At 56.5% G+C, this 25,972-nt stretch carries 31 protein-coding genes and 7 tRNA genes; 19 read left to right on the forward strand and 19 right to left on the reverse strand.

Annotated features, from left to right (window positions below):
* Positions 1-3 precede the first annotated feature (3 nt).
* The 6 genes from ylqF to dctP all read right to left on the reverse strand — a co-directional run bounded on the left by ylqF (position 4) and on the right by dctP (position 6,205).
* Positions 4-957: a ribosome biogenesis GTPase YlqF gene (ylqF, locus tag FRH_RS11325; RefSeq protein WP_139525491.1), complete on the reverse strand. Its 954-nt coding sequence runs from the start codon at positions 955-957 to the stop codon at positions 4-6.
* Positions 958-1,037: 80 nt separating this feature from the next.
* Positions 1,038-1,436 carry a peptide-methionine (R)-S-oxide reductase MsrB gene (msrB, locus tag FRH_RS11330; RefSeq protein WP_139525492.1) on the reverse strand — a complete coding sequence of 133 codons (399 nt, stop codon included), beginning with the start codon at positions 1,434-1,436 and terminating at the stop codon, positions 1,038-1,040.
* A gap of 211 nt (positions 1,437-1,647) precedes the next feature.
* Positions 1,648-3,234, reverse strand: coding sequence for a gamma-glutamyltransferase family protein (locus FRH_RS11335; RefSeq protein WP_139525493.1), 1,587 nt, complete (start codon positions 3,232-3,234; stop codon positions 1,648-1,650).
* 27 nt (positions 3,235-3,261) lie between these two features.
* A complete protein-coding gene (locus tag FRH_RS11340; protein WP_139525494.1) occupies positions 3,262-4,587 on the reverse strand; it encodes a TRAP transporter large permease subunit in 1,326 nt (441 codons plus the stop codon).
* Positions 4,588-4,590: 3 nt separating this feature from the next.
* Positions 4,591-5,100 (reverse strand): TRAP transporter small permease subunit, encoded by a 510-nt coding sequence (locus FRH_RS11345; RefSeq protein WP_139525495.1) that lies wholly within the window; start codon positions 5,098-5,100, stop codon positions 4,591-4,593.
* Between the two features lies 1 nt (position 5,101).
* The gene (dctP, locus tag FRH_RS11350) at positions 5,102-6,205 is read right to left on the reverse strand and encodes a TRAP transporter substrate-binding protein DctP (protein WP_139525496.1); all 1,104 of its coding nucleotides are present in this window, start codon (positions 6,203-6,205) and stop codon (positions 5,102-5,104) included.
* Positions 6,206-6,568: 363 nt separating this feature from the next.
* On the opposite strand from dctP, the gene FRH_RS11355 reads away from it, so the two are divergent.
* The 6 genes from FRH_RS11355 to FRH_RS11380 all read left to right on the forward strand — a co-directional run bounded on the left by FRH_RS11355 (position 6,569) and on the right by FRH_RS11380 (position 7,126).
* Positions 6,569-6,644: transfer RNA gene (locus FRH_RS11355), tRNA-Glu, on the forward strand.
* Between the two features lie 25 nt (positions 6,645-6,669).
* Positions 6,670-6,744: transfer RNA gene (locus tag FRH_RS11360), tRNA-Gly, on the forward strand.
* 4 nt (positions 6,745-6,748) lie between these two features.
* A tRNA-Glu gene (locus tag FRH_RS11365) sits at positions 6,749-6,824 on the forward strand.
* Between the two features lie 40 nt (positions 6,825-6,864).
* Positions 6,865-6,939, forward strand: a tRNA-Gly gene (locus FRH_RS11370).
* A 4-nt stretch (positions 6,940-6,943) separates the two neighbouring features.
* Positions 6,944-7,019, forward strand: a tRNA-Glu gene (locus FRH_RS11375).
* 32 nt (positions 7,020-7,051) lie between these two features.
* Positions 7,052-7,126, forward strand: a tRNA-Gly gene (locus FRH_RS11380).
* Positions 7,127-7,284: 158 nt separating this feature from the next.
* Here FRH_RS11380 and FRH_RS11385 read toward each other — a convergent pair.
* Positions 7,285-8,916 (reverse strand): methyl-accepting chemotaxis protein, encoded by a 1,632-nt coding sequence (locus tag FRH_RS11385; protein ID WP_139525497.1) that lies wholly within the window; start codon positions 8,914-8,916, stop codon positions 7,285-7,287.
* Between the two features lie 273 nt (positions 8,917-9,189).
* On the opposite strand from FRH_RS11385, the gene FRH_RS11390 reads away from it, so the two are divergent.
* From FRH_RS11390 to FRH_RS11415, 6 genes are all read left to right on the forward strand, one after another.
* Entirely contained in the window at positions 9,190-10,152 is a 963-nt protein-coding gene (locus FRH_RS11390; protein WP_139525498.1) for an ABC transporter ATP-binding protein, read from the forward strand.
* Positions 10,149-10,922 carry an ABC transporter permease gene (locus FRH_RS11395; RefSeq protein WP_139525499.1) on the forward strand — a complete coding sequence of 258 codons (774 nt, stop codon included), beginning with the start codon at positions 10,149-10,151 and terminating at the stop codon, positions 10,920-10,922. The genes FRH_RS11390 and FRH_RS11395 overlap by 4 nt, the downstream gene beginning before the upstream one ends.
* 62 nt (positions 10,923-10,984) lie before the next feature.
* A complete protein-coding gene (queF, locus tag FRH_RS11400; RefSeq protein ID WP_139525500.1) occupies positions 10,985-11,818 on the forward strand; it encodes an NADPH-dependent 7-cyano-7-deazaguanine reductase QueF in 834 nt (277 codons plus the stop codon).
* 27 nt (positions 11,819-11,845) lie between these two features.
* On the forward strand, positions 11,846-12,406 hold the full coding sequence (locus FRH_RS11405; RefSeq protein WP_139525501.1) for a nitroreductase family protein: 561 nt from the start codon (positions 11,846-11,848) through the stop codon (positions 12,404-12,406).
* Positions 12,407-12,437: 31 nt separating this feature from the next.
* On the forward strand, positions 12,438-12,944 hold the full coding sequence (locus tag FRH_RS11410; protein ID WP_139525502.1) for a YiiD C-terminal domain-containing protein: 507 nt from the start codon (positions 12,438-12,440) through the stop codon (positions 12,942-12,944).
* Positions 12,945-13,035: 91 nt separating this feature from the next.
* Positions 13,036-13,123 (forward strand) — tRNA-Ser (locus FRH_RS11415).
* A gap of 91 nt (positions 13,124-13,214) precedes the next feature.
* Here FRH_RS11415 and FRH_RS11420 read toward each other — a convergent pair.
* The 11 genes from FRH_RS11420 to FRH_RS11470 form a co-directional block, all read right to left on the reverse strand.
* Positions 13,215-14,381: a DUF3596 domain-containing protein gene (locus FRH_RS11420; protein WP_281996873.1), complete on the reverse strand. Its 1,167-nt coding sequence runs from the start codon at positions 14,379-14,381 to the stop codon at positions 13,215-13,217.
* Between the two features lie 127 nt (positions 14,382-14,508).
* Positions 14,509-14,727, reverse strand: coding sequence for an AlpA family transcriptional regulator (locus FRH_RS11425; RefSeq protein ID WP_281996874.1), 219 nt, complete (start codon positions 14,725-14,727; stop codon positions 14,509-14,511).
* A complete protein-coding gene (locus FRH_RS11430; protein ID WP_281996875.1) occupies positions 14,724-15,017 on the reverse strand; it encodes a hypothetical protein in 294 nt (97 codons plus the stop codon). The genes FRH_RS11425 and FRH_RS11430 overlap by 4 nt, the downstream gene beginning before the upstream one ends.
* Entirely contained in the window at positions 15,007-15,228 is a 222-nt protein-coding gene (locus FRH_RS11435) for a TraR/DksA family transcriptional regulator (protein WP_281996876.1), read from the reverse strand. Before FRH_RS11435 ends, FRH_RS11430 begins: the two co-directional genes overlap by 11 nt.
* Positions 15,229-15,230: 2 nt before the next feature.
* On the reverse strand, positions 15,231-15,629 hold the full coding sequence (locus FRH_RS11440; RefSeq protein WP_281996877.1) for a hypothetical protein: 399 nt from the start codon (positions 15,627-15,629) through the stop codon (positions 15,231-15,233).
* 11 nt (positions 15,630-15,640) lie between these two features.
* A complete protein-coding gene (locus FRH_RS11445; RefSeq protein ID WP_281996878.1) occupies positions 15,641-18,307 on the reverse strand; it encodes a toprim domain-containing protein in 2,667 nt (888 codons plus the stop codon).
* A gap of 161 nt (positions 18,308-18,468) precedes the next feature.
* On the reverse strand, positions 18,469-18,753 hold the full coding sequence (locus FRH_RS11450) for an ogr/Delta-like zinc finger family protein (protein ID WP_219863131.1): 285 nt from the start codon (positions 18,751-18,753) through the stop codon (positions 18,469-18,471).
* Positions 18,753-18,953, reverse strand: coding sequence for a hypothetical protein (locus tag FRH_RS11455; RefSeq protein ID WP_239296065.1), 201 nt, complete (start codon positions 18,951-18,953; stop codon positions 18,753-18,755). The genes FRH_RS11450 and FRH_RS11455 overlap by 1 nt, the downstream gene beginning before the upstream one ends.
* Before the next feature lie 38 nt (positions 18,954-18,991).
* Positions 18,992-19,195: a hypothetical protein gene (locus tag FRH_RS11460; RefSeq protein WP_044627875.1), complete on the reverse strand. Its 204-nt coding sequence runs from the start codon at positions 19,193-19,195 to the stop codon at positions 18,992-18,994.
* A gap of 25 nt (positions 19,196-19,220) precedes the next feature.
* The gene (locus tag FRH_RS11465; protein ID WP_281996879.1) at positions 19,221-19,427 is read right to left on the reverse strand and encodes a hypothetical protein; all 207 of its coding nucleotides are present in this window, start codon (positions 19,425-19,427) and stop codon (positions 19,221-19,223) included.
* 45 nt (positions 19,428-19,472) lie between these two features.
* Positions 19,473-19,799: a hypothetical protein gene (locus FRH_RS11470; RefSeq protein ID WP_281996880.1), complete on the reverse strand. Its 327-nt coding sequence runs from the start codon at positions 19,797-19,799 to the stop codon at positions 19,473-19,475.
* Between the two features lie 48 nt (positions 19,800-19,847).
* Between FRH_RS11470 and FRH_RS11475 the strand changes: the two genes are divergently transcribed.
* The 5 genes from FRH_RS11475 (at position 19,848) to FRH_RS11495 (ending at position 22,934) form a co-directional block, all read left to right on the forward strand.
* The gene (locus FRH_RS11475) at positions 19,848-20,045 is read left to right on the forward strand and encodes a hypothetical protein (protein WP_281996881.1); all 198 of its coding nucleotides are present in this window, start codon (positions 19,848-19,850) and stop codon (positions 20,043-20,045) included.
* 277 nt (positions 20,046-20,322) lie between these two features.
* Positions 20,323-20,988 carry a LexA family transcriptional regulator gene (locus FRH_RS11480; protein WP_281996882.1) on the forward strand — a complete coding sequence of 222 codons (666 nt, stop codon included), beginning with the start codon at positions 20,323-20,325 and terminating at the stop codon, positions 20,986-20,988.
* Between the two features lie 30 nt (positions 20,989-21,018).
* On the forward strand, positions 21,019-22,095 hold the full coding sequence (locus FRH_RS11485; RefSeq protein ID WP_281996883.1) for a hypothetical protein: 1,077 nt from the start codon (positions 21,019-21,021) through the stop codon (positions 22,093-22,095).
* Positions 22,085-22,453: an STAS-like domain-containing protein gene (locus FRH_RS11490; RefSeq protein WP_281996884.1), complete on the forward strand. Its 369-nt coding sequence runs from the start codon at positions 22,085-22,087 to the stop codon at positions 22,451-22,453. The genes FRH_RS11485 and FRH_RS11490 overlap by 11 nt, the downstream gene beginning before the upstream one ends.
* Positions 22,446-22,934 carry a hypothetical protein gene (locus FRH_RS11495; RefSeq protein WP_281996885.1) on the forward strand — a complete coding sequence of 163 codons (489 nt, stop codon included), beginning with the start codon at positions 22,446-22,448 and terminating at the stop codon, positions 22,932-22,934. The genes FRH_RS11490 and FRH_RS11495 overlap by 8 nt, the downstream gene beginning before the upstream one ends.
* A gap of 12 nt (positions 22,935-22,946) precedes the next feature.
* Here FRH_RS11495 and FRH_RS11500 read toward each other — a convergent pair whose 3' ends face one another.
* Positions 22,947-24,260, reverse strand: coding sequence for a Y-family DNA polymerase (locus FRH_RS11500; protein ID WP_281996886.1), 1,314 nt, complete (start codon positions 24,258-24,260; stop codon positions 22,947-22,949).
* A gap of 116 nt (positions 24,261-24,376) precedes the next feature.
* Here FRH_RS11500 and FRH_RS11505 point away from each other — a divergent pair, with 116 nt between their 5' ends.
* Positions 24,377-24,727: a hypothetical protein gene (locus tag FRH_RS11505; protein WP_139525400.1), complete on the forward strand. Its 351-nt coding sequence runs from the start codon at positions 24,377-24,379 to the stop codon at positions 24,725-24,727.
* 248 nt (positions 24,728-24,975) lie between these two features.
* The gene (locus tag FRH_RS11510) at positions 24,976-25,971 is read left to right on the forward strand and encodes a hypothetical protein (RefSeq protein WP_281996887.1); all 996 of its coding nucleotides are present in this window, start codon (positions 24,976-24,978) and stop codon (positions 25,969-25,971) included.
* Position 25,972 lies beyond the last annotated feature (1 nt).

Consider the following 25,972-nt stretch of genomic DNA (forward strand, 5'->3'; position numbering starts at 1 on the left):
TCATTATGCGTCGGATAGGGCCGGGCTGTCTTGGTCGTTTTGCTCGGGCGGCGGCGGAATGTCTGCGGGGGTTTCCAGCGTGATGCGTCCAAGCTTACCGTCGCGCAATTCATGCAGCAGCACCTCGGCGCCACGGTGAAGATCCACTTCGCCGCCGGGGCGCAGGCCACCGCGTTTACCGGCAATCTCTTTGAGAATGGCGTGACCATCGAACCCGGCCAGCGCCAGGAAATCGGGCCTTTTCGGCCCGTCGGCGTCTACGTCATCTGACTCGGGGGCTGCGTAGGTGGGCAGCGCTTTGAGCTTGTAACGGGCGGTGAGCTCGGCGGGGTAGCGTTTGGCGAGCTCTGCGCAGGCAACGATGGCCACGTCGGTATACTCGATGGCAGTATCGCGAATCGCACCGCTAGCCGCCAAACGGTAGGCGCTCGCTTGGTCTTCGATTTTCGGCCACAGCACTCCGGGGGTGTCGATCAGCGCGACACGCCCGTCGATGCGCACTTTTTGCTGGCGCTTGGTGACCGCCGGCTCGTTACCGGTTTTGGCAATTTTGCGACCGGCCAAGCCGTTGATCAGCGTCGATTTACCGACGTTAGGGATGCCCATCACCATCACGCGTACATCGCGGTCGGCGCGCACCGCACCGGCCAGCTCGTGGCACAGTTTGGGAATCTTCTTGAGCTCGCGGGTCTGTGTGGTGGTAATCGCCAGAGCGCGGGTGTCTGCCTGGGCATCAAAAAAGGCCACCCACTCGTCGGTACGAACGGGGTCGGCCAAGTCGGCGCGGGAAAGAATTTTCAGCACCGGCTTATGGCGAGTCAGCTCGGCCAGCATCGGGTTGGCGCTGGAGTAGGGCAGGCGCGCGTCGAGCACCTCGATGACCACATCGATTTCTGGCAGCGCGTCCTTGATCTGGCGGCGGGCCTTATTCATATGTCCGGGGAACCAGCCGAGCATGGGGGTCTCCTACAAGCACAAAAAAAGCGGGCGACCATTCTAGCAGATGGTGCCCGCCTTGCCGTGCTTCCTTTCAAAGGTTACTCGTCGGGGTGGAACTCCAACGAGACGGAGTTGATACAGTAGCGCAAACCGGTGGTGTCAGGAGGTCCATCGGGAAAGACGTGGCCCAGATGAGCGTCGCAGTGCGAGCAGACCACTTCGGTGCGAATCATGCCGTGGGACGTATCGCGGTGCTCCTCGACACAACGAGCCCCCAGCGGGCGATCAAAGCTGGGCCAGCCGCAGCCCGCATCGAACTTATGCTCATTCTCGAACAGTGGCGCGTGGCAGCAAACGCAGTGGTAAATACCTTGAGCATCGCTTACCTGGTAATCTCCGGTAAACGGTCGTTCGGTGCCTTTCTCCCGGGCAACCCGGTACTGCTCGGGCGTGAGCTGCTTGCGCCACTCGTCGGGGGATTTTTCAATTTTCGCCATGGGAATCTCCTCTCCCTCTGGTTGCCGTTTATCAGAGGCTGTCTAAGGCGGCTAGCCTATTAGCGTTAGCACGCATCGTAGCAACTGCGGAAAGGCTAACGACAATGGGCCGCCTGTCCAAGTTCAGCATGTGCGAAAGTGATAAAATCCGCCAGTCGCTTTCCACACTAAACCGCTGAAGGCTCCTTGTTAAGTACCCGCTGAAGGCCCTTTACACGCTAGCCGCTCCCCCGTTGCTGCGCGGGTCGTGGGCGCTCTCGATCAGGCCATCCGGGTGGCGCACGATGCCGCCTGCGTGGCCCATGGTGTCGCTGAACGCCTCTGGCAGTACTTCTACGTCGTGGCCTGCGGTGGCAAGTGCGGCCACCAAGCGGTCATCAAAGCGCTCTTCTAACTTCAGGTTGGTGCTGGACTCTCCCCAGGTGCGCCCCAATAGCCAGCGCGGTGCGGTGACGGCTTGCTGCAGCGGCATGCCGTGCAGCGCGTAGCGGGAGAACACCGCCGCCTGGGTTTGCGGCTGGCCTTCGCCGCCCATGGTGCCGTACACCATCGTGCGCCCATCGTTGAACAGTGCCAGCGCGGGGTTGAGCGTGTGGAAGGGTTTGCGGCCAGGGGCTAAACCGCGTAAGTCGTCAGGGTCGAGCGAGAAGCTAATGCCGCGGTTTTGCCACAGCACGCCGCTCTCAGGCAGTACCACGCCGCTGCCAAATTCCCAGTAGATGCTCTGAATAAAGCTCACCGAGCGGCCTTCGCTGTCGACGGTGCCCATCCAAATAGTATCGCCGGGCGCAGGCTCGTGAGGCCAAGGTAGCGCCTGGTTAGGATTAATCTCGGCAGCTTCTGCACCAATGCGCTCTTCGCTGAGAAGCTCCTGCAGCGGCGTGGGAACACGGTGTGGGTCTGTAACGTAGCGGTCGCGCAGCATAAAGGCGCGTTTGGTGGCTTCAATTAACCCGTGCAGGTGGTCAAAGCCATTGGGCTCGGCGGCTTTAATGCGCTCGTAAATGCCCAAAATCATCAGCGACGCCATGCCTTGAGTAGGCGCGGGCAGGTTATACAGTGTGGCGTCGTTGAGGCGCACGTGCAGCGGTGTGACTTGCTGAGCGCGGTAAGTGTGAAAATCGGCTAAGCGTAGTGGGCTGCCGAGTGCCTCCAGATCCTTCGCCATGCTAGCGGCGAGTTCACCCCGGTAGAAGTCTTCCAGCCCGGCGCTGGCGAGGCGTTTCAACGTCTTCGCCAGGCGGGGCTGCCGCAAGCGCTCGCCTTCGCGGGGGACTTGGCCGTCAAGCAGCAGGGCATCGCTAAAGCCGGGGCTTTGGCGCAAGCGCTCCAGGTGTTTGGCGGTGAGCGTTTCCTGGCTTTGCGAAACGGCCACCCCTTCATCGGCGTGACGAATGGCGTCGGCCAGCAGCGTGGTCAGCGGCAGCGCGTTACCCCAACCCGCCGCCACATTGAGCGCTTCCTGCCAGCCACTAATCGTGCCTGCCATGGTAAGCGCGGCTTTGGGGCCGCGTTCAGGGATGTGCGATTCCCCGGCGTAAAAATCGCCGTTGGCGAGTTGTGCAGCGGGGCCGCAAGCGTCGATGGCCACTGGCGATTTGCCGGGCTCGTGAATCAACCAAAAACCGTCGCCCCCCAGGGCGTTCATGTGTGGGTAGACCACGGCGATGGCCGCTGCTGCTGCGACCATGGCTTCGACAGCGTTGCCACCCTGTTTCAAAACATCGCGACCGGCGCTGGCGGCCAAGTGGTGTGGCGCGACACAGCTGCCGCCGTAACTACGTTGGGTGTGGAGCATTGAAGAGTCCTTTGTTATTGGTTGTGGTTACCAGCCAATGGCATCGGGTAGCCACGTGGCTATGCTTGGGAACATAAACACTAGCGCCACGGCTAAAAATTGCAGCCCGATAAAGGGTAGCGCCCCTTTGTAGATATCCAGTGTGGTCACCTCTTTGGGCGCGACGCCTTTCAAGAAAAATAGCGACCAGCCAAAGGGCGGGGTAAGAAACGATGTTTGCAGCACCAGGCCCACTAAAATACCCAGCCACACCATATCCACGCCCATCTGTATAAAGAAGGGCAAAAAGAGCGGTAGAGCAATATAGCTAATTTCGATCCATTCCAAGAAGAAACCCAGCACGAACATCAGTAGTAGCATGAACAGCAGGGCGCCAAACTCGCCACCGGGCACCCAATCAAACATGCGTTCTACCAAGTGTTCGCCCCCCAGCCCGCGGAAGGCAAGGCCAAAGACCTGCGCGCTGATTAAAATAAAAAAGACCATGGCGGAGATCACTAGCGTGGCTTTGGCCACGTCGCTTAATAGCGATATGGTCAACCGTCCCGAGCAGGCAACGAACACCAACGCCCCTAGCGCGCCCATGGCGGCGGCTTCCGTGGGAGCCGCAATGCCGCCAATAATGGAGCCGAGTACTGCAAACACCAGACCAACGGGTGGGCCCACTACCGTCATCACCTTGTACAGTAACTGCCTTTTGCTAATCTCAGCGCGCTCTTCTGCCGGGATGGGGGGCATCATGCCGGGATAAAGCTGTGCCACCACTAAAATCGCCACGATGTAGATACCCGCTAGCGCTAACCCGGGAACCATGGCAGCGGCGAACATCGTGCCCACCGATTCACCCAGGATTTCGGCCAATAGAATGAGTACCAAGCTAGGCGGAATGATTTGGCCCAATGTGCCTGAGGCGCAAATCATGCCGGTGGCCAAGGTTTTGGGGTAGCCTCTGCGAAGCAGGGTGGGCAGTGTCAGCAGGCCCAGGGTGACGATAGTCGCGCCCACGATACCGGTAGCGGCTCCTAACAGCACGCCAACGAAAATAATCGCCACGCCCATCCCGCCGGAAAGCCCGCCGAACAAGTGGCCAATCACATCGATCAGCTCTTCGGCTAGCTTCGATTTCTCCAGCATGACGCCCATGAACACGAACAGGGGTATCGCCATGAAGGTGTAGTTGGTCACCACGCCGTAAATGCGCGAGGGCAGCAGGTTAAATAGCATAGGGCCAAAGCCGAGATAGCCAAATACAAAAGCCGTGACGGCAATACTGATCGCTACCGGAATGCCGATTAACAGCAGTACAAAAAAGGCGACGATCATGCCGATCGCGAGCCACTCATTAGGAGACATGCGTTATTCACCTCGGTTTGGTAGAGCAAACCCTTGGCGCAGCGCATGGGCCAAGCCCTGAAGCGCCAATAAAAGAAACCCGAAGGGGATAAGAGCTTTGAGCACCCAGCGCAGCGGCAGGCCGCCTGGGTTGGGAGAGGCCTCGTTCCGAAGATAGGACTGCTCGACCCAGGGCAGCGTTAACCAGGCGATATAGAGCCCCATGGCCAGCAGCAGCAAGCCGCCAATCACTTCGATCACCCGCTGTAAGGCTTCCGGAAAGCGCTCGTAAAACACATCGACCCGCACCTGTTCGCCCATGAACAAAAGGTACGACATACCGAATAGCGCAATGGGGGAGATCAAGTGCCACTGCAACTCTTGTAGCCACACGGCGCCAACGCTGAACAGGTAGCGCATCACCACATCGCCTGCGACTAGGGCCACCAGTACCACGCAGATCCAAGCGGCGATCCAGCCAAATAGCCGGACCACCGCCTCGATCCCGTGGACAACGCGTTCCACGGTTTGCATATCACACCCCAATGATGTCGTTTAACCAGGCGCGTTCGCTGGCGCCTGCCCAGCGGTCATGGTTGGCCTTGAAGGCCATGTAGCTGTCGTGAACTTTGCGCACCATTGGGTCGGCGTTGGCTTCGGTGGCCAGCGTATCCATGGTGGCTTCGCGCAGGGCATTCACTACGGGGTCGGGCAGCATGCTGGCGGTGACGCCGTGGTTATCGACCAGGTCGGTCATCGCTTCGCCGTTCACCGCTTCGGACCAGGTGACACTCTCAAGACATGCGGCCATGCAGGCGCTCTTCACGATCATCTTCAGATCTTCCGGCAGTTCGTCCCAGTGCTGCTTGGAAATGAGCAGCTCGCCGGTAGTAGAGGGTTCATGCCAGCCCGTGGTGTGATAGAACTTGGCCGCGTTTTGCAGCCCCATACGGCGGTCTTGATACGGGCCAACGAACTCAGCGGCGTCGATCACGCCACGCTCTAGCGCCGGGAAAATTTCACCGCCGGGCAGTACACGGGCATCGACGCCCAGTGCCGAATACACTTTGCCTGCAAGCCCGGGCACGCGCATGCGTAAACCGTTGAGTTGTCCGATATCCTCGATGGGCTCGCGGAACCAGCCAGTCATCTGCACGCCAGTGTTGTTGAGCGGTAGGGCGACCATACCGTAAGGAGCATAGACTTCTTCCCATAGTTCTAAGCCGCCGCCGTGGTAGAGCCATGCCATATGCCCCATGAAGCTCATGCCGAAGGGCACGGTGGTGAAGTATTGAGCGGCAAAGGTGGTGCCCGACCAGAAGTAGCTGTTGGCTGCGTTCATTTGGATGGTGCCGCTCTGCACGGCTTCGAACCCTTCCAGTGCAGGAATCAATTCACCCGCTGCGAAGTGCTGGATGTTCAAACGCCCGCCGGACATCGCGTTGATCTTGGCAATCACATCGGTAGGGCTGCCGGGGCCTTCGACATAGAAGGGCGAGCCGGGGCTGTAAGCGTTGGTCATGCGCCAGTTGAAGCGCTCGGAGGATTGAGCGCTTGCCACACTAGGTGCGCCAAGCACTAAGCCAGCCGTGGAGGTCAGTGCAGCGGTGGTAAGAAACTTGCGACGAGTAAAAGACATAAGGCACCTCAAGCAGTCGGGAAGCGAAGAGTCGCGGAGCAGTTACGTCGTTGGATCGTTAATGAGACTGCAAGGGGTGTGCCAAAAAATCGATTTTATTGTAAATGAAAGATTTTTAGCGGTTTGTCGTTACTGTCAGAGAACAGGAGGGCTACACGGTCGATGAACTCAGTAGCGGGAAGTGCACCGATATGATGCGTATGCGCGCTGTAAACACTCTGTTAGGCACTACAATTGCGCAGCGTTTGTTTTGAGCCACCTTACTGCCTCATTAACCATCAATTAATGTTTTGATATCAGAGTGCTTGACACTCGACCCCTGGTCTGAGTAATATACGCGCCACCTCGACGAGGCAATGAAACGTCCCATTCGTCTAGTGGTCTAGGACACCGCCCTTTCACGGCGGGAACAGGGGTTCGAACCCCCTATGGGACGCCACTTAAATCGTTCAGGTATCGGAGTTGCGGGAATAGCTCAGTGGTAGAGCATCGCCTTGCCAAGGCGAGGGTCGAGAGTTCGAATCTCTTTTCCCGCTCCAGTACGTCCCATTCGTCTAGTGGTCTAGGACACCGCCCTTTCACGGCGGGAACAGGGGTTCGAACCCCCTATGGGACGCCAATCCGATAGCAGAGATGCTAATAGTGAGACAGCCTGTTTAGCGGGAATAGCTCAGTGGTAGAGCATCGCCTTGCCAAGGCGAGGGTCGAGAGTTCGAATCTCTTTTCCCGCTCCAGCACGTCCCATTCGTCTAGTGGTCTAGGACACCGCCCTTTCACGGCGGGAACAGGGGTTCGAACCCCCTATGGGACGCCACTCACTCTAAAGCATCGTTGCATGTTTGCGTTGCGGGAATAGCTCAGTGGTAGAGCATCGCCTTGCCAAGGCGAGGGTCGAGAGTTCGAATCTCTTTTCCCGCTCCATGCAAACCCCTTCTTGTTTCGTTACATAGCCCCTTTTTTTAATCCCCTTTCGAAAATGTTGTTACCGCCTCGTTGCGGCGCTTTCGTGTGCGCGTGTGTTGCGTTGGCCGATACGTAGGGTGGGCGTGCCCAGGCGCAGGGCCTGGGCAGCGGGTGGGTCAATCCACCAGGGTGAAGTGGCCGACGACGCTATTGAGCGACTGGGAGCGCTGCTTCAAGTCGTGAGCAGACAGAGCAGTTTGCTGAACCATGGAGGCGTTGTCCTGGGTGGCTTGATCGAGCTGAGCAATGGCGACGTTGATCTGCTCGATGCCGCGCGTCTGTTCATGGGTCGCGGTAGTGATGTCGGTAAACAGCTCGTTGACGCGCTGGATGCGCTGATCGATCTCCTGCATGCGCTGTTTGGCGGCATCCACTAAGTTGGCGCCGTTGCTGACCTGAGCGTTGGAGGTATTGATCAAGCCTTTGATCTCATGCGCCGCGTTGGCCGAGCGGTTGGCTAGCTGGCGAACTTCACCAGCCACAACTGCGAACCCCCGGCCATGCTCACCCGCGCGGGCGGCCTCGACCGAGGCGTTGAGCGCCAAAATATTGGTCTGGAAAGCAATGCTGTCGATTAGCGTGACGATCTCGGTGATTTTATCCGCTTCGGCTGTTATCTCCTTCATGGACGCTACTGCATCGCCGATGGCTTTCTGGCCCGCCTGAGACGTTTCATTCGCGCTGTTGACCAGTGCTTTCGCCTGCTCGACGCTGTCAGCGGTTTGGCGAACCGTGGCGGTCACTTCTTCCATGCTGGAGGACGTCTGTTGAAGCGCGGCGGCCTGCTGCTCGGTGCGCGATGAAAGCTCTTGATTGCCTGCGGCGATATCGCCTGCGTTATGGTCTACGGACGTGCTGGTGGCATGAATCTCCTGCATGGCATCGTGTAGTTTGTCGCGCATCTGACAAATGTCATACAGCAGGCTGCTCGTGTCGTTGGGATGAAGTGCCACAGGGGCCGTCAAATCGCCTTGCGCGATGCGTGATACCACGCCTGCGGCATAGCGCGGTTCCCCGCCTAGTCGGCGTAGAATGAGAGAGATCATGCCCCAAAAGGCCAGCGTGACCAGCGCGCCTGCCACGATGCCTACCAAGATGCTTTTGACGAGCTGGCGCATGATGGTACTACTGACGTCACCGACGAACACGCCGCTAGCCACGTAGACATCCCACGGCGTAAAAGTGGCTGAGTAAGCGCGCACTTTTGGCTTGGCATCGCCACCGCGGGCAAAGTTAGAGAAGTATTCGGTAAAGCCGCTGCCAGTGTCTCGGGTGTTATCAAGAATGGATTGGAAGATGAGCGTGCCCTCAGGGTCTTTTACCTGAGAGATGTCCTCTCCTACGTCGCGGCTAGGGTGAGCCAGCATACGCAGACTGCCATTGAACGCGAATAGGTAGTTATCCTCTTCACCAAAGCGCACGTCGCGTAGGGTGTTGAAGGCCTGACGCTGCGCTTCCGGCATGGAGAGCTGGCCCTGCTCGGCGAGCTGGTGGTAATGCGCCAGCGTCGATACGCCAATATCCACGGCGGTGACCATGCGCTGTTCGCGCTCGGCATACAGCAACGCGCGGCTTTGCCAAGCGTTGATCGTGATCATCATCGCCAGAATCAACCAAAGAACAACGACGCCCAGCCATCGTTGGCGGCGCAGCGGCAGTGTGGATAGCTTTTTTTGTGTGGAGGCAGACGACTCTGATGGCGAGAGATGGGTATTAGCGCCGGAGGGCGAGGTAATGGCGGTGCTCATTATCGATAGGCTCTCTTGTATGATCAGTATGTTCCCTTGAGGTGCTGCTGCCTAGCTAGGCAGGCACTGATCTAATACTAAAGTATTAACTTGAGCGCTGCCGCAGTAATCGAGTGGCAAAGTGTCACTTAATGTAGTGCTTAATAGAGGGAAATCAGCAGCATGGAAAAGGCTTCGACGCGCTTTATGCTGCTAACTTGAAAAAATATACGCGTGCCCCGATATCTTACTCTTATCGCTTTATGCTTCCCCACTTGCTGACAGGACATGTTCATGGCCGAACCGGCATTGTCGATCCGTGGCCTTACCAAAGCGTATGGCAACGGCTTTCAAGCGTTAAAAGGTATCGATCTAGACGTCCAGCAGGGCGATTTTTTTGCGCTGTTGGGCCCCAACGGCGCAGGAAAGTCCACCACCCTAGGCGTCGTGTGTTCGCTAGTGCAGAAAACGGCGGGCAAGGTGTCGATTTTTGGGATCGACATCGACAAGGATTTCGCCAAGGCGAAGTATCAGCTCGGCGTGGTGCCTCAAGAGTTCAACTTCAACCAGTTCGAGAAGGTGCTGGATATCGTGCTGGCTCAGGCAGGCTATTACGGTATGAAGCGCAGTGAAGCGCTGCCCCGCGCCAAGCAGCTATTGACCGATCTAGGGCTGTGGGAAAAACGCAACGGTAGTGCGCGGATGCTCTCGGGGGGCATGAAGCGCCGCCTGATGATTGCCCGCGCGTTGATGCATCGTCCCAAACTGCTGATTCTCGACGAGCCCACGGCGGGCGTCGATATCGAACTCCGCCGCAGCATGTGGGAGTACATGCGCCGCATCAACCGCGATGAGGGCACGACGATCATCCTGACGACGCACTATCTCGAAGAGGCCGAGAGCCTGTGTCGCAATATCGCCATCATCAACCACGGTGAGATCGTACGGAATACCAGCGTGCGCGAGCTGTTGGCGGAGCTGGACACCGAGACTTTCCTCTTGGATCTTGCCGAACCGTTGACACGCGTGCCTGCCATCGAAGGATTCGAGCTACAGCAGATCGAGCCGTCCCAGTTGGCGCTGGTCATTCACCGTGGCCAGCAGCTGAACGATGTGTTCAGTGCGCTGAGTGCGCAGGGGATTCAGGTGGTCTCCATGCGTAACCGTGCCAACCGCCTAGAGGAGATGTTCGTTTCCATGGTAGAGAGCAGCCAGCAGGCCATCGATCAGCGTGAGCAACAGGAGGCCAGCGCGTGAATATCATGCAAACTCTGGTGGCCCTTTGGACGTTGGTGCTCAAAGAGATCAAGCGTTTTACCCGTATCTGGCCGCAAACCCTGCTGCCGCCGTCGATTACCATGGCCATGTATTTCATCATTTTTGGTAACCTGATCGGGTCGCGCATTGGTGATATGGACGGCTTCAGCTATATGGACTTCATCGTGCCAGGACTGATCATGATGTCGGTGATCACCAACAGTTACTCCAACGTGGCGTCCAGCTTCTTCTCCAACAAGTTTCAACGCTCCATCGAAGAGATGATGGTGTCACCCATGCCCAACGGCGTGATTCTCTCCGGGTTCATACTCGGCGGCATGGCGCGGGGGTTGGGCGTGGGGTTGATCGTTACTCTGGTATCGCTGTTCTTCACCCGTTTGACGGTCGAACATCCGCTATTGACGATACTGGTCGTGGTGCTGACCTCGGCGCTGTTCTCCATTGGCGGATTTATCAACGCGCTGCTGGCGAATAAATTCGACGATATCTCTATCGTGCCGACGTTCATTCTGACCCCATTGACCTATTTGGGTGGCGTGTTCTACTCGATTTCGATGCTGCCGGATTTCTGGCAGGGCGTATCGATGCTCAACCCGATCTTGTATATGGTGAACGTCTTTCGCTACGGCTTTTTGGGCGTTTCCGATATTCCGGTAGGCTGGGCACTGGCCGCTATTTTTGCCTTTATCATCGTGCTATTCATGGTCGCGCTGACCATGCTAGAGCGCGGCAAAGGCATTCGCAGCTAATGGGTGGTAACGGCCGCCCACCGACATGCCTTCATTGACATCGCACGACTGAGAGAGTGTCCATGACACATCGCCCCGATACCTTAGAACACGCGCCCTTGGGGCGCGACTCCACTTACCCGGAGCAGTACGACGCGGGGCTTCTATACCCCATTCCTCGCGCAGCCAACCGTGCGCCGCTGGGCATCGACGAGCGTACGCTGCCGTTCGTCGGTGAAGACGAGTGGCATGCCTTCGAGGTCTCTTGGCTCAATGCGCGCGGTAAACCCATCGTCGCGGTGGCGCGTTTTCGCTTACCCGCCAGCTCGCCGAATCTCATCGAGTCCAAATCTTGGAAGCTCTATCTCAACAGTCTCAACCAAACGCGCTTTGCTAGCCAAACCGAGGTGGAGGAGACGTTGGTACACGACCTGAGCCGCGCTGCTGGTGCCAGCGTTAGCGTCGAGCTGTTGGGCGTTGATGACGGTGAACTCGCGCCCAAGCGACTGCCGGGTGAGTGCCTGGACGACCTGGATATCGAGGTGAGCGATTACACCCCGAGTGCCATGCACCTTGCTATCAGTGATGAGATCGTCGAGGAGACGCTGCATTCGCATCTGCTAAAATCCAATTGCCCGGTGACTGGTCAGCCGGATTGGGGAAGCGTCTTGATTCGCTATAAAGGCCCCAAGCTCGACCGAGAAGGGCTACTGCGCTACCTGATTGGCTACCGGCAGCACCAGGATTTTCACGAGCACTGCGTCGAGCATATCTTCACTGATTTAATGCAGCAGGCGAAGCCGGAAGAGCTGCTGGTGTTGGCGCGCTACGTGCGACGCGGCGGCTTGGACATCAGCCCTTGGCGCGCCACACCGGGCCTTGCCCCTCCCAGCCCACTGCGCTTGGCGCGCCAGTAACGCTCACCTCAATGGATAGGAGTCTTCATGGACGCACTCACGCTGCTTCACGAACGTAGTTCCATGGGCAAGCTCGCCGAGCCTGCCCCTAACGCCGATCAGCTCAGCGCCATTTATCAGGCGGCCCTGCGTGCCCCTGACCACAAAGAACTGCGCCCGTGGCGCTTCATCGAGTTTACTGGCGAAGGCCGGGAGCGCCTAGGCGAGCTGTTTGCCGAAGCGGAGTTTCAGGAAGACCCCAGCGTCAGCGATGATACGCTCGATGCCGCGCGTAAAAAGCCGTTGCGCGCGCCAATGATCATTGCCGTGATTGCCAAGGTCACCCCGGATATTCCCAAAGTACCCAAAATGGAGCAGGTGATCTCTGCTGGCTGTGCGGCTCACGGCATTCTGCTGGCTGCCCACGCGTTGGGCCTGGGAGCCATGTGGCGCAGCGGTAAGTACGCTTTCGATCCGGTGGTGCGTAAAGGTCTTGGGCTCGATGAGGAGGACGAGGTCGTGGCGTTCATCTACCTCGGCAGCCTGGGCGGACGTCACAAACCCGTGCCAAAGCACGACGCGGCAAGTTTCGTCGAGCACTGGCGCTAATGCACGCCGCCTAGCGATGAAGGAGAGCAACATGCGCCATACGCGTCAGCCGGGTATGCCATACCCTCGTTTGCCGTTACCAGACGGGGAGGAGGATCTTCAGGCTTTCCAACGTTGGCTAGAGGCCGCCATCCCTATGGTAGAGGCGCTGGGTATTACCCATATGAGTCAAGCCAATGGCGCGCTCACGTGGCAACTGGCGCTTACGCCTAATCTCAATGACAAAGGCACTGGCTTCGGCGGAGCACTGACCGCGCAAACCACGCTGCAAGGCTGGTGTTGGGTCACTCTGTGGCTTCGTCAGCAGGGCAGAGCGCAAGACGTGGTGGTCGCCGAGGCCGACCAACGGTTTCTTGCTCCGGTCACAAGGGACTATCGCCTCATCTGCACGCCCAGCCATCCGGAGGGCCCTGTCCAGCTTGCCGACAAACTCAACGAGCGAGGCAAAGGCAGTATCGAATTGACCCATCAGCTCTACTGCGGTGATGCACTCTGTTTAGAAGCCCACGGACGCTACGCCGTGCTGCCCAATGCCTAATCAGGAAAAGGCTTGCTATTTCACGGCTTAGGCCATAGAATACGCGCCGTTCTGTTGAGAAAGGCAGCGCCCGACGGCAGAGCAACAATGTGGAGAGGTGTCCGAGTGGTCGAAGGAGCACGCCTGGAAAGTGTGTAAGTCGAAAGGCTTCGAGGGTTCGAATCCCTCCCTCTCCGCCACGAAATATAGAAGGGGAATCAACATCTTATGTTGATTCCCCTTCGTCGTTTCTGGGCCTTGGGATCGGTTTTGGGAACAAGCCTGGGAATGCTACAGGTCTAGCTGCTTCTCGATGAGCGCTGGGATGTCAGGGCCGTCGCTGCGTATCCATTTACCGTAGCGGCGCTGAATCATGGTGATCGTGGCGTGGCCAACGTGGTTGGAGATCCAGTGCAGCGGCACCACGCCGAGGGAAAGCAACTGGCTGATGAACGTGTGCCGGCACTGGTTGGGGCCACGATAACGAACGCCAGCGCGTTTAAGGTGGGTTTTCCAGAAGCGCTCGCGAATGGCGTTCTCGTAGAATGGCTCATTGTTACGGGAATTCAAAAACACCAGGCGTAGCTTCTCTTTTCGCACCGTCCGGTTATCCCGATCGACCACCTCGTAAACACGCGGCTCTAGCTTGCTAGTGATGGCATACTGCGCTTGCAACGCCTCCCGGGCAGGTTTGAGCAGGTGATGCACTCGGGTAGATCGCTTGGTTTTCGTCACCTTGAAACGCCCGCGCACGACCGCCCGCCGATAGCGAATAATCCCCTTATCCACATCCAGTATGTCTTCCCAGGCAAGCGCCTGCGCCTCTGAAATGCGTGGCCCATCGAACAGGGCGAACTTGATCAGGTTCAGCTCCTGCTCGCGTGTCGTTGGCGTGTCAAGGATCAGCTTGATCTCGCTGCGCGTGAAAGGGTCGGGATCTTCATCATCCGGCAAGCGAATGGTGATGCCGCTGGTGGGGTCGAACGACTTCTTATTGCGCGTGGCATAAAGCCGGAAAGTTTGCCGCATGATGCTAACGATCTCTTTGATCGTCTTATTGGCCAGCGTGGCCGAGAGCTCCTTTTGAATCCACGACTGCAGCTCGATGTGGTCGATCGCATCCGCCTGCGCCTCGCCCCACTTTGGCCTAACGTGGGTTTCAGCCTTGGAAAGCACACCGCGATAACTGGAATACGCCAGCTCGTTTTTCTTGATGGCCAGCCAAAGATCCAGGTAATGGCCGAAACTGTTCTCCGCCAGGCGTTTGGATTCAGGAAAGTGGCGGGCGTAGTCGAACGTGCCGGCCTCGATCTCGTAGTTGATGATGGTCGCCAGGCGCTTCGCATGTTCGATGTTTTTCTCAGTCGCTGCACCAGGCAGCGGCTCGCGGCACAGCTCCCCCTCCCAGCGGAAATAGATGCGCACGGCGTTGCCGCGAACTTCAACCCCATCAGCCATGAAGCCCCCTTCGTTAAACTGTAAATATAAACAGTGTATTTCAGTTTGAAAGGGAGCGAAACGCTTTGATTTCTTATACCGTTATTTTAAGCCTTGGATAAAACGCCGCGCTAGGCGGCGTTGTGACTTACAACTCTCCTCGTTTGGCACTCCTGGCCGCTATACGGCCAGCGATCCATTCTTCGATATCAGACTCCAGCCAGGCGACGCTTTTTCTACCAACGGGCACAGGTGCCGGAAAGGTACCCTTTCTGATGTCATCATAAATCGCAGAGCGGCTCTTGCTTGTGCGGTGTTCTACTTCCGGTCTACGTAGCAGGCGGTTACCTGTAGTGGGCGTTGTCATGGTTGATGACCTCCTTGCTGCTTCCAACTCAGGAAGCGTTGGCGAATGCGGCGGAACGTGGCCGCCGCGGTGACGTGGTGATCTAATTCCGCCCGGCTCTGGATCTGGCAAGCAGCGCAGAGCCAGTCGCGGGCGTCATCGGTGTTGTGGGTGCCGTCGGGCAGTTGGCTCTCGGTCATGCCGTGCTTGGCGCGCCGGCGGCGGTCGAGGTAGAGCTGAAACTGTGCGTCCTGGCACAGCATGGCGGCTTGCCGGGCAAGCTGGCCGCCCTTAGGGCTGTTAGCGGCCATAGCGCCCCCGTTGTTCGCGGATGCTTTGGCACTCGATGCACGTGGCTACCCAGGGCAGGGCGTCGCGGCGGGCTTGGGGGATCTCGTGGCCGCAGTCTTCGCACTCCGGGTTGGCGGCTGGATCTAAGCCAATCCAAACAGGGCGATTAGCTAGCGCGGCTTGCATTCGGCGCTCCATCAGGTCGGCGGCGATGTCGGCGTTGTCAGCCATGGTTATTGATCCTTCTGTTGTTCGATGGTGGCAAAGCGCTGCATCAGTTCGTGGCCGTGCGGCAGGTACTCGTGAAGCTCGCGGTCGCTAACGGCCGACCACTCGATCACCGCCAGGGCGGCGCGGCGCAGGTCGTTATCCAGCACGCGCAGGCTGGTTAGGTTCAGCGGCCAGGCGTAGCTGTTGTAAACGGCCAGCAGTACGCGGCGGCAGTGCTGCGGCTGGTGGCTATCGCCTTCGGCCACCTCTGCCAGGCGCTTCAACGCGGTTAGGCCTTGAGCCGCTACTTGGGCGCAATAAGAGTGGTGGTTGGCCTCGGCGGCGATCATGGCTTCCAACGCCTGGCGGTTGCGTTCACGAATACGCTGAACCACCAGGGGCATACTGGGTTGAGTGGTCATCACAGGCTCCTTCATGCTTGAAACACCCAGCACTTCACGCTGCCGCCGTGCAGGCGGACGCGGGAGTTCACGGTGCGGTTGGATTCGATAAACTTGCGGGTCTTGCTGGTCTTCAAATAGCGCTTCAGCTCGCGCATTTCGGGGGTGCGCAGCTTGTATTCGGCGCAGGTGCGCTCGAAGTCTTTAAGGTTCACGGCGATGTGCTCGCTGCCCTTGCCGTAGTGGTTCAGCTGTGGCTCGTCGCGCAGGCCTTCGATGTAGTCGAAGGCTTCCCAAAATTCGGCCACCATCGGGTGGTCGGCGTTGATGGATTGCTGCCGCTCGCGGGCCATCTGCTCCACCATGCCGTTGGCCATATCGATGGTTTGTTGGTCGAACAGCCCCAAGCCCTCCGGCCCCAGGCACTCCACCAACGCCATTAGCTGGCCGTGGCACTTGGCGATGCGCAGCACCTTGATATCCGGGTCATCGGCCAAGCGGTCGGCGTAGAAACGGGCGCGCTGGGTGATGGTGGCCAACAGCGCGGCTTCCCGTTGGGCGACGGCCAAGGCGAACTGGCTGACGTGCTCTAGCTCGGTACGCTCCAGCCCCTCGGCCAGCGCTTTGGTGGTTTTGTTCTGGCCTTCCCGGGTGAAATGCAGGTGGCAGATACGGGTTTGAATCGCCTCGCCCGCCTGCACCGGGGCGTTCTGGCTAATCACAATGCTGCCGCGAAAGGGCGGCTCGTAGGTGTCGTTGCCGCTGTTCTTCACGCCACGGGCGCGGATCGAGCGGCCGTTGAAGGCGGTTTTCAGCTCATCCCAATCGAACTGCTTCTGCTTGGCACCGCCTTCCTGCTCGCGGTCGGATTCGATCAGCACCACCGGCAGGTTGCTCACCTGGGCAAAGTTACGGCTGCGGGCGGGCATGGTGGCCTTGCTGGGGTCGAAACCCTCATAATCGCGCCGGCCGCACAGCTTCCACAGAAACTCGATCAGCGTGGATTTACCCGCGCCGGCTTCACCCACGATCTCTAAAAACGGGAAGCTGCCCATCTCGGCGCGGATCTGCTCGGCCAGCAGGCTGCCCATCCAGTACGCCAGGGCCACCACGCCCCGAGAGCCATACGCGCCCAAGAGCTGCTGCGTCCACTCAGTGCTGAACGCCTTGCGGTCGGGGTTGATGTGCAGCGATACGGATTGGCTGAGGGTTTTCAGCTGGCGGCGGGGGCCAAGCTCGAAAAAGTCCTCGCTGTTGATCGGCACCACCTTGCCACCGGCCACGGCAAGATCGCCGAACACATACGCGCCGTGCTCCTTGCTGTAGCCGATGAAGTCGATGGTCTCGACGGTTTTGATGTTGCCGATCTGGTCCTGCAGCAGGCTATCGAGCTGCTGGCTGGTACCCGTCCACACCGCGCCGGGGGCAATGCCCAGCAGGCGCTTTTTGTACTCAGAAGCCGAGGCCAGCTGGCCGCCGCTGAAGGTGTTCTTGATGGGCGGGCGACCGTCGGGAAACTCCACGCGGTAGTAGTACCAGCTCTCATCGGTCACCGCGTTGGCCTGGTAGTACAGCGCTGTGGGGAAACAGGTGCAGATGCGCTTCACGCTGCCGGATTGCTCCAGCGCCGCATCGCGCAGGGCGGGGTCGATCTGCCGCTGGTCTTCGCCGTCTAGCCCATCGGCGCGCAGGGCGCGGTCGAAGGCGTCCATGTCCAGCTTCCACCACCACAGCTGGCGTTTGAACTCGAACCAGAACTCCCGCTGTTCACGGCGCTTGTACATCAACAGCGCCTTCGCCATGGCCGTGGGGGCCAGCAGCAGGTCGCCGTGGTAGCGGTAGGTTTCCTGGTGTTTCTCGTTGAGCTCGCCGCGCTGGTGGGCGTCGTTCCAGTCGTGGCCACCGTTCGGGATCTGCGCCGCGTAGCACTCCCAGCCCGCCGCCCTGGCGCGCTTTACGTGCTTATGAGTAGCGTTGTGGCCGGCGCGGTTGTTATCCAGCGCCCATACCAATGTGGGGCGGCTGGTACCGGCCTGGTGCGCGGCATCGGAAAGGGCGTTCAACGCCTCATCGGGGTAGTTGCCGCAGCTCATAGCGGAAACCGCCGCGATGCCGTGGTGGTAAAGGGCTATTGCATCGAAGATGCCCTCTACAATCCACACTTCCTCAGCCGCTACTAAATCAGCGGCGGTGAGGGCTGGCGGGCACCACCACTGGCCTTTGTAGCGGCCAACGAAATTGGCTTTCTGCTTGCCGAAGCGCTCCGGGTTATCCAGCAGGCGCTCCCAGTAAGCGCCGCCGGGTAGGGCGAAGCGCACGGTGGCGGTGCCGCCAATTTCCGGCTTCCAGTAGCTCTCTTGGGTGTACCAGCCCTGAATGCGGGAAAGCTCGAAGCCCCGGCCATCGCGCAGGTAGCCATCGGCCACCGGCGTGGTGGAACTGGGCGTTTCGTTCGCTTTCGGGCTGTAGCGATCGCTCCAGGAGCGGAACAGATCCGGGAACAGCGCTTTGATGTGGATTTGTGCGCCACAGTTGTTTTCCCGCCCGCATTTCAGCATCCACGGCGCGTCAGCGTTGATGTACGCCTCGCGCTTACCGCACTCCGGGCAGCGCACCCGTTGCAGGTAGGGGCCGCGCTCAATCGCCTCAAAATCGCTGATTAAGCGCGCAACAATGTCCTGGCGCAGCGATGAATTCACGCTCGCCTCCTTATTCAACAAATGGATGGGGCTGGGCTTGGGCTTAGCTCACGGCACCGGCGGGGCCGTGGGTGCCCCCTTTCGGCCGGGCATAACACACAGGCCGAAAGGGGCGTGGTGGCCGCGGGGGCCTTGGGTGATGGGCAGCTCTCTGCATCGTCTTAACCCTCATAACGTTCGTCGTTGGCGGCTGGGCGGGTGATGTCCAATTGCATCTGCTGGATCAGGCGAGGCGCGAACGGAAGATCCACCCGGGCGTTGGGGATATCGCTCGGGGTGAGGGTGTGCAGCACCTGAAACCCCGCCTTGCCTCGAAAGCCGCACTCCACGTTGCGGCACTCCACTACCCCTTCGCGGTACACCGGTGTTAGCCCCTGGCTGTTGCGGACCCGCATGTTGTGGCCGCAGTGGGGGCAGGGCATACGGTGCTTGGAAGCGGTCGACATCAATGGTTTCTCCCTACCGGATAAAGGGCGCGGCCGCGGCCGGTGAGCCCTTGGGTGCCTTTACGTAGCCGCCGCCGCAGTAGCCATTCGGCGGCGTCGTCCAGGCTGGTTAAATCCTGCTGTTCACACACCTGCTGCAGCGCGGCCTCTAGCTGGTCGTTCAGCGGAAGGCGTTCGCCGCGTGCCGGTTGGTCAGCCATACCTCAATGCTCCTTGAGGGCCTCAAAAAGCCCTGCCTTTACGACGCCTGCTGGGGCACAGTGCTAAGTGAGAGATCCGCAACGCCCAGCGTCTCTAGGGCTTCTTTCAGCACCAGTTGGCGCAGCAGCGATGCCCGCTCGATGCCGGTGTAATCCACCAGCGCATCGATCAGTCGGGCCTCGTACTGATCCAAATTGAGAGCGGCGTAGCGGGTGCGCACACGTTTGGGGTCCTGGTACATGGCAAACATCCTTATGCAAGCAGGGTCATTCGGCATTGAGGGTGTCTTGGTCGTACTGGGCGATGCCGCGCAGCAACAACATGCGAGCAGTGGCCGAGAGCGAGCGCATTTCCAGCTCGGCGATGCGCTCCAGGTCGGCGCGTTCGTCTTCGGTCATGCGCGTCAGTACTGTGCTGGTGCAGCCTTTGGGGGCATAAATTGGCTTTGGGGCAATAGCGTTGGGCGTGGTCATGGGGTAGGCTTCCGTATCAGGTTGAATAACTTTGGCCGCAGCGGTTTAGCGCTCGTACAAGCGCACCAGCTTGCGCTGCAGGAAGTGCTCATCCATGTGGGTGCGCAGTTCGCACAAGGCGTCTTCCACCTGCTCGAACGGCGCGTTTTGGGCCAGCATCGTGGCAGCGAGCTGACTCACCGCCTGGGCGGTGGTGCGCTCTTCCAGCGCTTCGAGATCGGCCAGCGGGTTGGGCTTCTCCGTGCCCTGGCGCAGCGCCGTTTCAATGGTGCGGCGGGTACGTGGCGAACAGCGGTTCAGGTTCACTTCCACCCCGCGAAACAGCACGGTGGGGGAAGGCGGCAAGATGATCGTGGCAATGATGGTGACCATGGCAGTGGTTTCCTTTGTGATTACAGATGCCCAAGGAGGGCTTTGGTAATGTCTGAGCAACGTGTAGTTAGTCCCAAGGGTCAGCCGGAGAGAGCCGCCCAAGAGGTCGTTTTAGCGCTGTGTGAAACCGGTGCTTTTGATCTCGGTGGTGAGTACAAAGCGATGAGTACCGGGGACGGTGAAGCGCTGGCTGATGCCATCATTGCGGCTCACAAGAAGCTGACGGCTTATTACAAGGAGCTGTAGTGGCAACATGGTGGATACCTGCGCATAGGGCCGCGGCAAGATCGATAGCCCGTTTGCGCAGTTCCTCCCCTGTTAAGCCTTGCTTAGCGAGTTCTCCCACGGTTTCTGCAAGAACCTTGTTGGCCATCACTTGTTGGTGGCCTTCCAGGGGGATGTGGCAGTGAGATTCAGCGGGTGTGGCCATGGCAGTGGCTCCCTTTGCTATGTGTATCGAAGTGAAAGACATGAATAGAATGGTTCACAAAAATGAACCTGTCAATAAGGATGGTTCATAAAAATGAGCATTGGCGAGCGCCTGAGAGAAGAACGTGAGCGGATTGGGTTGAGTCAGACGGCCCTTGCGCAGATTGGGGGTGTAGGAAAAACCACCCAGATCAAATATGAAAAAGGTGCCAGTAGCCCTGATTCTTCCTACCTTTCCGCCGTTTCTGATGAGGGTGTGGATGTCTTTTACGTGCTCAAAGGCCAGCGTTCAGTAAATGCCACTGCTCAACCTCTCGGGGTTGCGTTAAGTGAACCATCGGCAGAGCTTTCACCCATCAAGATGTACGACATCGAAGCTGCTGCGGGCGCTGGTCGTAGCTTCGAGGGCGAGCCGGTCAAAACCACCCTTCACTTTCCTAGCAGTGAGCTGACCGAGCAGGGGCTAGACCCTGCCCAGGTGGTGGGCATCAAAGTGCGTGGGGATTCGATGGACGGCACCCTGGCCGATGGCGACTGGGTACTGGTGGATCGCAGCAACCGCGACCCGAAACAGGAAGGGGTGTTCTTGCTGCTGGTGAGTGGTGAGCGCCGGATTAAGCGGGTGCAGCGCTTGGCGGGCGGAGCGCTGTACTTGATCAGTGACAATGACCACTACCAACCGGAAATGATCAAACCGCAGGATATGCACGATGTGGTGATTCTGGGGCGGTGTGAGATACGGATTGGGCGGGTTGTGTAATTTACTAATAATTAAAAGGGAATTTGATTTATGAGAAAGTTATCGCCCAGTCAAAAGAAATATTTGTTAAAAAAGTCCAAAGATACTATAGCGTTAAGAAAAAAGAGAAATGCTTTAGCTAGTAAGGAAAGGTCAAAGAAGCGTGGTTACTTTATTCTAACTGGACCTGAGCATTTGTCTCTGGTAAAGAGCGACCCCAGAAAAAAGCTTATTTCATTTGTTAAAAGTATTAGACGGTTGGTTCTTAACGGGAAAGTCAATATCTGGATTGATTTCTCGCAAACTAATAAAGTTGTTGCTGATGGCATGATTTATCTCTATGCGGAGATTTCTCAGCTTAAAAAGCGTTTTCCTTATATTGATATTAGGTCAACAGCACCAATAGACCAGGTTGTAGCACAGGTTTTTAAAAAAATAGAATTTACAAGTTTAGTTAAATGCAGTATTCCACGAGCGCCCGAAGAGAAAAGAAAAGATGTTTACAGTTGGCTTGCGGCTTATGGTGAAAATGTCAATGGTGAAAACTGTGGAAATATTCTGAGTAAATATAAAGGTAGGATTGCTAATTCACTTTCAATACAGCTCTATAAGGGAATGTCTGAGGCAATGACCAATGCCAATCAGCACGCTTATATTGGGAATAGAAGAGACGGTATTGATATTAGTATGGGAACTAAGCCTTGGTGGCTTTTTTCGCAAGAGGTTGATGGACAGCTTACAGTTGTGCTTTGCGATCTGGGTGTGGGCATTCCCGATAGCTTACCAAAAACAAAACCAAGTCTAATTGAATCGCTTATGTATCTACTTGGAAATAAATTAACTGATTCTAAGCTTATTCAAGAAGCTGTGATAGATAGCGTTACAAGAACACATAAATCTTATCGTGGCAAAGGGTTGCGCCAAATAGTTGAAACAGTGGACTCTTGTAGTGAGGGCGAAATGTTTATATTAAGTAACTGTGGCGGATATAGGTATAAAAGTGGTGGTGAAACAGAAACAATTGACTATTCTAGTAGTATGAGCGGAACTATTGTAGGGTGGCGAGTGTCTTTACCTGAAAATATGGGTTCTGGTTCTAAGGAGAAGGAGCTAGAATGTGCTTATTGAAAACACGCCTTATTATAGGGCTATCGTAATGAAAGTTATTAACATAGCAAAAGACTTTTCGCCCTTCCCTGCTGGCAGATATGTAGATGAGGGACCGTTTAGTGGCGAGGCTTTTAGGAATGAGCATTTAATGCCAGCCCTTGCTACTGGTGAAGATGTCAAAATTATTTTTGATGGTGGGTTTGGTTACGGGTCTTCGTTTTTAGAAGAGTCGTTTGGTGGGCTTGTTAGGACAGGCCTTTTTAAAGGGCAGGATATTTTAAAAAAAATGAAGTTTGTTTCTGAAGAAGATCCTTTTTTAGTATCTGAGATTGAAAGCTATATAAGTGATGCAATGTTGGAAGCTAAGGATGCTTGATTTTTTTGATGTAAACGGCGTAGATGATTTTAGGGTTTTTATAAGCTTTATATCATTGCTGCTTATTGTGCTTGGTTGGATTGTTGTAAATAGTCAAAATAATAAAAGAGAGTTTAGGAAAGAGCTTAGAAGTGCTGTTGATGAGGTAATTGCTCAGGTGCTTGAAATAACCGAAAATGGTGTCGAATACCATGCCGGTAAGAAAGATAGATCGTTAGAGGCAAAAATAGTGCTATCTTTTAAATCTTTAAATAGAAGGGTTGATAGGTTGCCCTTTTCCAGTAATGAAAAGGAGTCCTTGAAATATCATCTTAGAGGCCACAAGAAAAGTATCACTGGCGTTAATTCGTTTGGGAATAATAAAGCCACTGCATCCACACCTAACTATTACACTATTGAGATAGCAGGTATATTGAACGCCAGGGACGATTTGCTAGATGAAATTGAACGCGCATTTCGGTATAAATGTTCTGTTCTATAATTAGTGAAAATACTACCTTGGCTTTAAATTCCTCTTAGCCGCCCCCTCATCCGTATACGCCTTCATCAGCTCATCCCAATGCGTTGTATAGCGCGGACTGCGGTTCGCGCAGCGGAGGTGCCAGGGGGCGTTCTTTTCTGGTAGGCCCAGGCGTACCGTGCCTTTTCCCATCTTCTCGTTCAGAGCGTCCATGGTGGCCATTAGCTTTTGGCTGCGTTGGCGCTCTTCTTCCGTTTGTGGCGTGTCCATCAGGCTGAGCTGTTGGCGGTGCTGGTCGGTGAGGTCGAGCATCATCACCCCGGCTTTTTTGTACGCGTAGTTAGGGCGGTAGATTTTGCGCAGCGCCTCTTGAGCGGCGTGGAGGATCTCGCGGGTGTCTTGGGTGGGGCGTTCCAGTTCCACCACCACGCTGGGGCAGTATTGCGGCAGGTCGGGCCGGAATCGGTTGGTTTTCAGAAACACCATGACGGCACGCGCCAGGCTTTTCTGCTGGCGTAGTTTTTCGGCACCGCGTTGCGCGTGGTGGCGGATGGCCCCTTGCAGGTCGGTGAGCTGCTGGGTGGGGCGGCCGAACGATCGGCTGGTCATGATGCGCTGTTTAGGTTCGTGCAGGTCGTTCATTTCCAGGCAGCGAATGCCGCGCAGCTCCAGCGCTGTGCGCTCTACGTTCACCGAGAACTTGCGCCGCAGGCGTTTGGCGTCCGCTTCGCGCAGATCCCAGGCGGTTTTGATGCCCATTACCTGCAGCCGCTCGTTCAGGCGGCGGCCAATGCCCCACACGTCGCCCACGTCGATTTGCTCCAGCAGGTGCCGGGCTTCGTCGCTATCGGCGTGGAGGATGCACACGCCGGGGTAGCCGGGGTGCTTTTTGGCGATGCGGTTGGCGAGCTTGGCGAGGGTATGGGTGGCCGCTACGCCCACGCACACGGGAATGCCGGTATAGCGGCGCACTTTCCAGCGCAGGGTTTTGGCGTGGGCCAGCAGCGCCTCTGGCGTGAAGCCATCCATGCGCACGAACATTTCATCAATGGAGTAGGGCTCAACGCCGGCGGTCTCCTCCTCGAGCACGCTCTGCACCCGGTGAGACATATCACCGTACAGCTCATAGTTGGAGGAGTAGAGAATCACTTCGCCGCGTTCGACCAGATGGCGCACATGATGGGCGGGCGTGCCCATTTCCACGCCCAGGGCTTTGAGCTCATTAGAGCGGGCGACGATGCAGCCGTCGTTATTCGAGAGAATGCCCACCGCTCGGTGGTTCAGCTTGGGGTTGAACACCCGCTCGCAGCTCACGTAGAAGTTGTTGCAGTCCACTAACCCGATCATGTCGCCTCCTTAACCCTTGTTAAATGCTGTTCGTTTATACAGTATTAGACATTAGGGAGGCGACAGGCAAACGCTAATATACGTCGCTGAATATGGAGCTAGCACAGGGCAACAGCATGCGAGTGACCTACTTGGGGCCTGCCGTGGTGGGGGTGGAGCACCCGGCGGTGGCGGAGATGGACCGGCGAAAATTTCCGCCGACCTGTTTTCTGGTGGAGATTAGCGAGGAGGCGCACCCAGGTGGGCCATGGATGGAAGGCGACGTGCTGGTGGTGGACGAAGCCCGCTCGTATGGCCACGCGGATCTGGTGGTGGCGGAAGTAGAGGGCGAGTACCGGTTGTTCAAAACCCAGCGCGTCGGCAGCCGCTGCCGCCTGTTGCCGCCCACGGGCGGAGAAGGGTGCTTCATCACCGCGAAGCAGTTTCGTGGGGTGGTGGTGAGGCAGGCGAGGTGCTGGGCGTTGTAGGAGATCGCTTACAAGCTTTATGGTCAATGGCTTACATCATTGCCTGAGCTGATTTGTCATAGTGGTGGTGTCGCCTAAAAGCACGCGTTGCAGGGTTGTTTCGCCAGAAGATTGCGGCACTGATACCCCCGGCCATGGAATGGCTGGGGGTATTAATTTGCCTCCCGTTCCAGATTGGTTCACGCGCTACCTGTGTGCTAGGTTATATTAAGAAAATATCCGTGAGCCTAATACAGCTAGGGGTAGGGATGAGTAAGAAATTAGATATAAATTCTTATGAGCGTACTAGTGATATTCTTGAGATCGTAGATACTCAAACCCCTACCGCAGTGAATGCCAATAATTTTGTGGCACTGATAGGAGATTACCGCTTAAAAGATTCAGAACCTCATTTAAAGTGTTTTTGTGAAAAAAAGAAAAAAGATATATGTGGTCAAAATCACAGAAATGGATATGTTGTTGAGTTAACTGATGGAATCAAGTCGCTCCTTGGAAGTACATGCGTTAAAGATTTTGATCCAGAAGGTGAGTTAAGGAAGTCAGTAGCTCATTATGACAATCAAAAGCGGTTCTTTGAAAGAGTTGGTTATGTTAATGATTGTTTTTATGACAAAGGTAAGATTGTAAAAAAATTAGAAGTAGAGGCTCAACAGATAGGTTGTGTAAATAAGTATGTTTCTGATTTGGTCAAATCATTACCTTCTGGTGCTGTCTCAAAGCTTCAGGAAATGGCTAAATCAGGTAGGCGATCTATAGCTGTGGATGTTAGAAAAGTAGTTGAAGAAAAAAATGAAGTCACTGGTAAAGTCGAAAAAGACGTAAGTATCCTTACACATACATTGGGAGAGATTCAAGGATTAAGTGTTTTCAATCATGCATATAGATTAAGTCTCCTTGATGAGTTGAAGAAAAAGATAGATCTCATAAATCGTTTGGAATACACCAAGCATGACTCTTCAGCGAGATCCGTGGCAAAGCTGCATAATGAACTTCTAGAGATTGACCCTTTGTGTGAGAGAGTAAGGAACTACTGTTCAGAAAAAATTTTGTTTGAACGTTCAAATACGAAGTTTTTTATTTATCTAACATCCGACCACAGTGAACGAGTTCAATTGTACCGGATGTGGAGCTTTAATAAGTTCGAGGCTCCTGTATCTCCATCTACAGCAGCCCAAAAAATATTAGAAGCTGATTCTGAGATAATCGAGCAGTTCAATGCGACGAATTTGATAATAGCTGCATAAA

Source organism: Halomonas sp. A020 (assembly GCF_027943625.1).
Taxonomy (GTDB): domain Bacteria; phylum Pseudomonadota; class Gammaproteobacteria; order Pseudomonadales; family Halomonadaceae; genus Vreelandella; species Vreelandella piezotolerans.

What these genes read in the sequence shown, in the direction of transcription:
- FRH_RS11335 (WP_139525493.1), bottom strand. Translation starts at nt 3,234, where the DNA reads ATGCTCCACACCCAACGTAGTTACGGCGGCAGCTGTGTCGCGCCACAC.
- FRH_RS11500 (WP_281996886.1), bottom strand. Translation starts at nt 24,260, where the DNA reads ATGATCGGGTTAGTGGACTGCAACAACTTCTACGTGAGCTGCGAGCGG.
- FRH_RS11510 (WP_281996887.1), top strand. Translation starts at nt 24,976, where the DNA reads ATGAGTAAGAAATTAGATATAAATTCTTATGAGCGTACTAGTGATATT.
- FRH_RS11465 (WP_281996879.1), bottom strand. Translation starts at nt 19,427, where the DNA reads ATGACCACGCCCAACGCTATTGCCCCAAAGCCAATTTATGCCCCCAAA.
- ylqF (WP_139525491.1), bottom strand. Translation starts at nt 957, where the DNA reads ATGCTCGGCTGGTTCCCCGGACATATGAATAAGGCCCGCCGCCAGATC.
- FRH_RS11450 (WP_219863131.1), bottom strand. Translation starts at nt 18,753, where the DNA reads ATGTCGACCGCTTCCAAGCACCGTATGCCCTGCCCCCACTGCGGCCAC.
- FRH_RS11410 (WP_139525502.1), top strand. Translation starts at nt 12,438, where the DNA reads ATGCGCCATACGCGTCAGCCGGGTATGCCATACCCTCGTTTGCCGTTA.
- FRH_RS11505 (WP_139525400.1), top strand. Translation starts at nt 24,377, where the DNA reads ATGCGAGTGACCTACTTGGGGCCTGCCGTGGTGGGGGTGGAGCACCCG.
- msrB (WP_139525492.1), bottom strand. Translation starts at nt 1,436, where the DNA reads ATGGCGAAAATTGAAAAATCCCCCGACGAGTGGCGCAAGCAGCTCACG.
- dctP (WP_139525496.1), bottom strand. Translation starts at nt 6,205, where the DNA reads ATGTCTTTTACTCGTCGCAAGTTTCTTACCACCGCTGCACTGACCTCC.
- queF (WP_139525500.1), top strand. Translation starts at nt 10,985, where the DNA reads ATGACACATCGCCCCGATACCTTAGAACACGCGCCCTTGGGGCGCGAC.
- FRH_RS11470 (WP_281996880.1), bottom strand. Translation starts at nt 19,799, where the DNA reads ATGGTCACCATCATTGCCACGATCATCTTGCCGCCTTCCCCCACCGTG.
- FRH_RS11480 (WP_281996882.1), top strand. Translation starts at nt 20,323, where the DNA reads ATGAGCATTGGCGAGCGCCTGAGAGAAGAACGTGAGCGGATTGGGTTG.
- FRH_RS11460 (WP_044627875.1), bottom strand. Translation starts at nt 19,195, where the DNA reads ATGTACCAGGACCCCAAACGTGTGCGCACCCGCTACGCCGCTCTCAAT.
- FRH_RS11385 (WP_139525497.1), bottom strand. Translation starts at nt 8,916, where the DNA reads ATGAGCACCGCCATTACCTCGCCCTCCGGCGCTAATACCCATCTCTCG.
- FRH_RS11440 (WP_281996877.1), bottom strand. Translation starts at nt 15,629, where the DNA reads ATGACCACTCAACCCAGTATGCCCCTGGTGGTTCAGCGTATTCGTGAA.
- FRH_RS11435 (WP_281996876.1), bottom strand. Translation starts at nt 15,228, where the DNA reads ATGGCTGACAACGCCGACATCGCCGCCGACCTGATGGAGCGCCGAATG.
- FRH_RS11475 (WP_281996881.1), top strand. Translation starts at nt 19,848, where the DNA reads ATGTCTGAGCAACGTGTAGTTAGTCCCAAGGGTCAGCCGGAGAGAGCC.
- FRH_RS11430 (WP_281996875.1), bottom strand. Translation starts at nt 15,017, where the DNA reads ATGGCCGCTAACAGCCCTAAGGGCGGCCAGCTTGCCCGGCAAGCCGCC.
- FRH_RS11390 (WP_139525498.1), top strand. Translation starts at nt 9,190, where the DNA reads ATGGCCGAACCGGCATTGTCGATCCGTGGCCTTACCAAAGCGTATGGC.
- FRH_RS11420 (WP_281996873.1), bottom strand. Translation starts at nt 14,381, where the DNA reads ATGGCTGATGGGGTTGAAGTTCGCGGCAACGCCGTGCGCATCTATTTC.
- FRH_RS11340 (WP_139525494.1), bottom strand. Translation starts at nt 4,587, where the DNA reads ATGTCTCCTAATGAGTGGCTCGCGATCGGCATGATCGTCGCCTTTTTT.
- FRH_RS11495 (WP_281996885.1), top strand. Translation starts at nt 22,446, where the DNA reads ATGCTTGATTTTTTTGATGTAAACGGCGTAGATGATTTTAGGGTTTTT.
- FRH_RS11455 (WP_239296065.1), bottom strand. Translation starts at nt 18,953, where the DNA reads ATGGCTGACCAACCGGCACGCGGCGAACGCCTTCCGCTGAACGACCAG.
- FRH_RS11405 (WP_139525501.1), top strand. Translation starts at nt 11,846, where the DNA reads ATGGACGCACTCACGCTGCTTCACGAACGTAGTTCCATGGGCAAGCTC.
- FRH_RS11345 (WP_139525495.1), bottom strand. Translation starts at nt 5,100, where the DNA reads ATGCAAACCGTGGAACGCGTTGTCCACGGGATCGAGGCGGTGGTCCGG.
- FRH_RS11485 (WP_281996883.1), top strand. Translation starts at nt 21,019, where the DNA reads ATGAGAAAGTTATCGCCCAGTCAAAAGAAATATTTGTTAAAAAAGTCC.
- FRH_RS11425 (WP_281996874.1), bottom strand. Translation starts at nt 14,727, where the DNA reads ATGACAACGCCCACTACAGGTAACCGCCTGCTACGTAGACCGGAAGTA.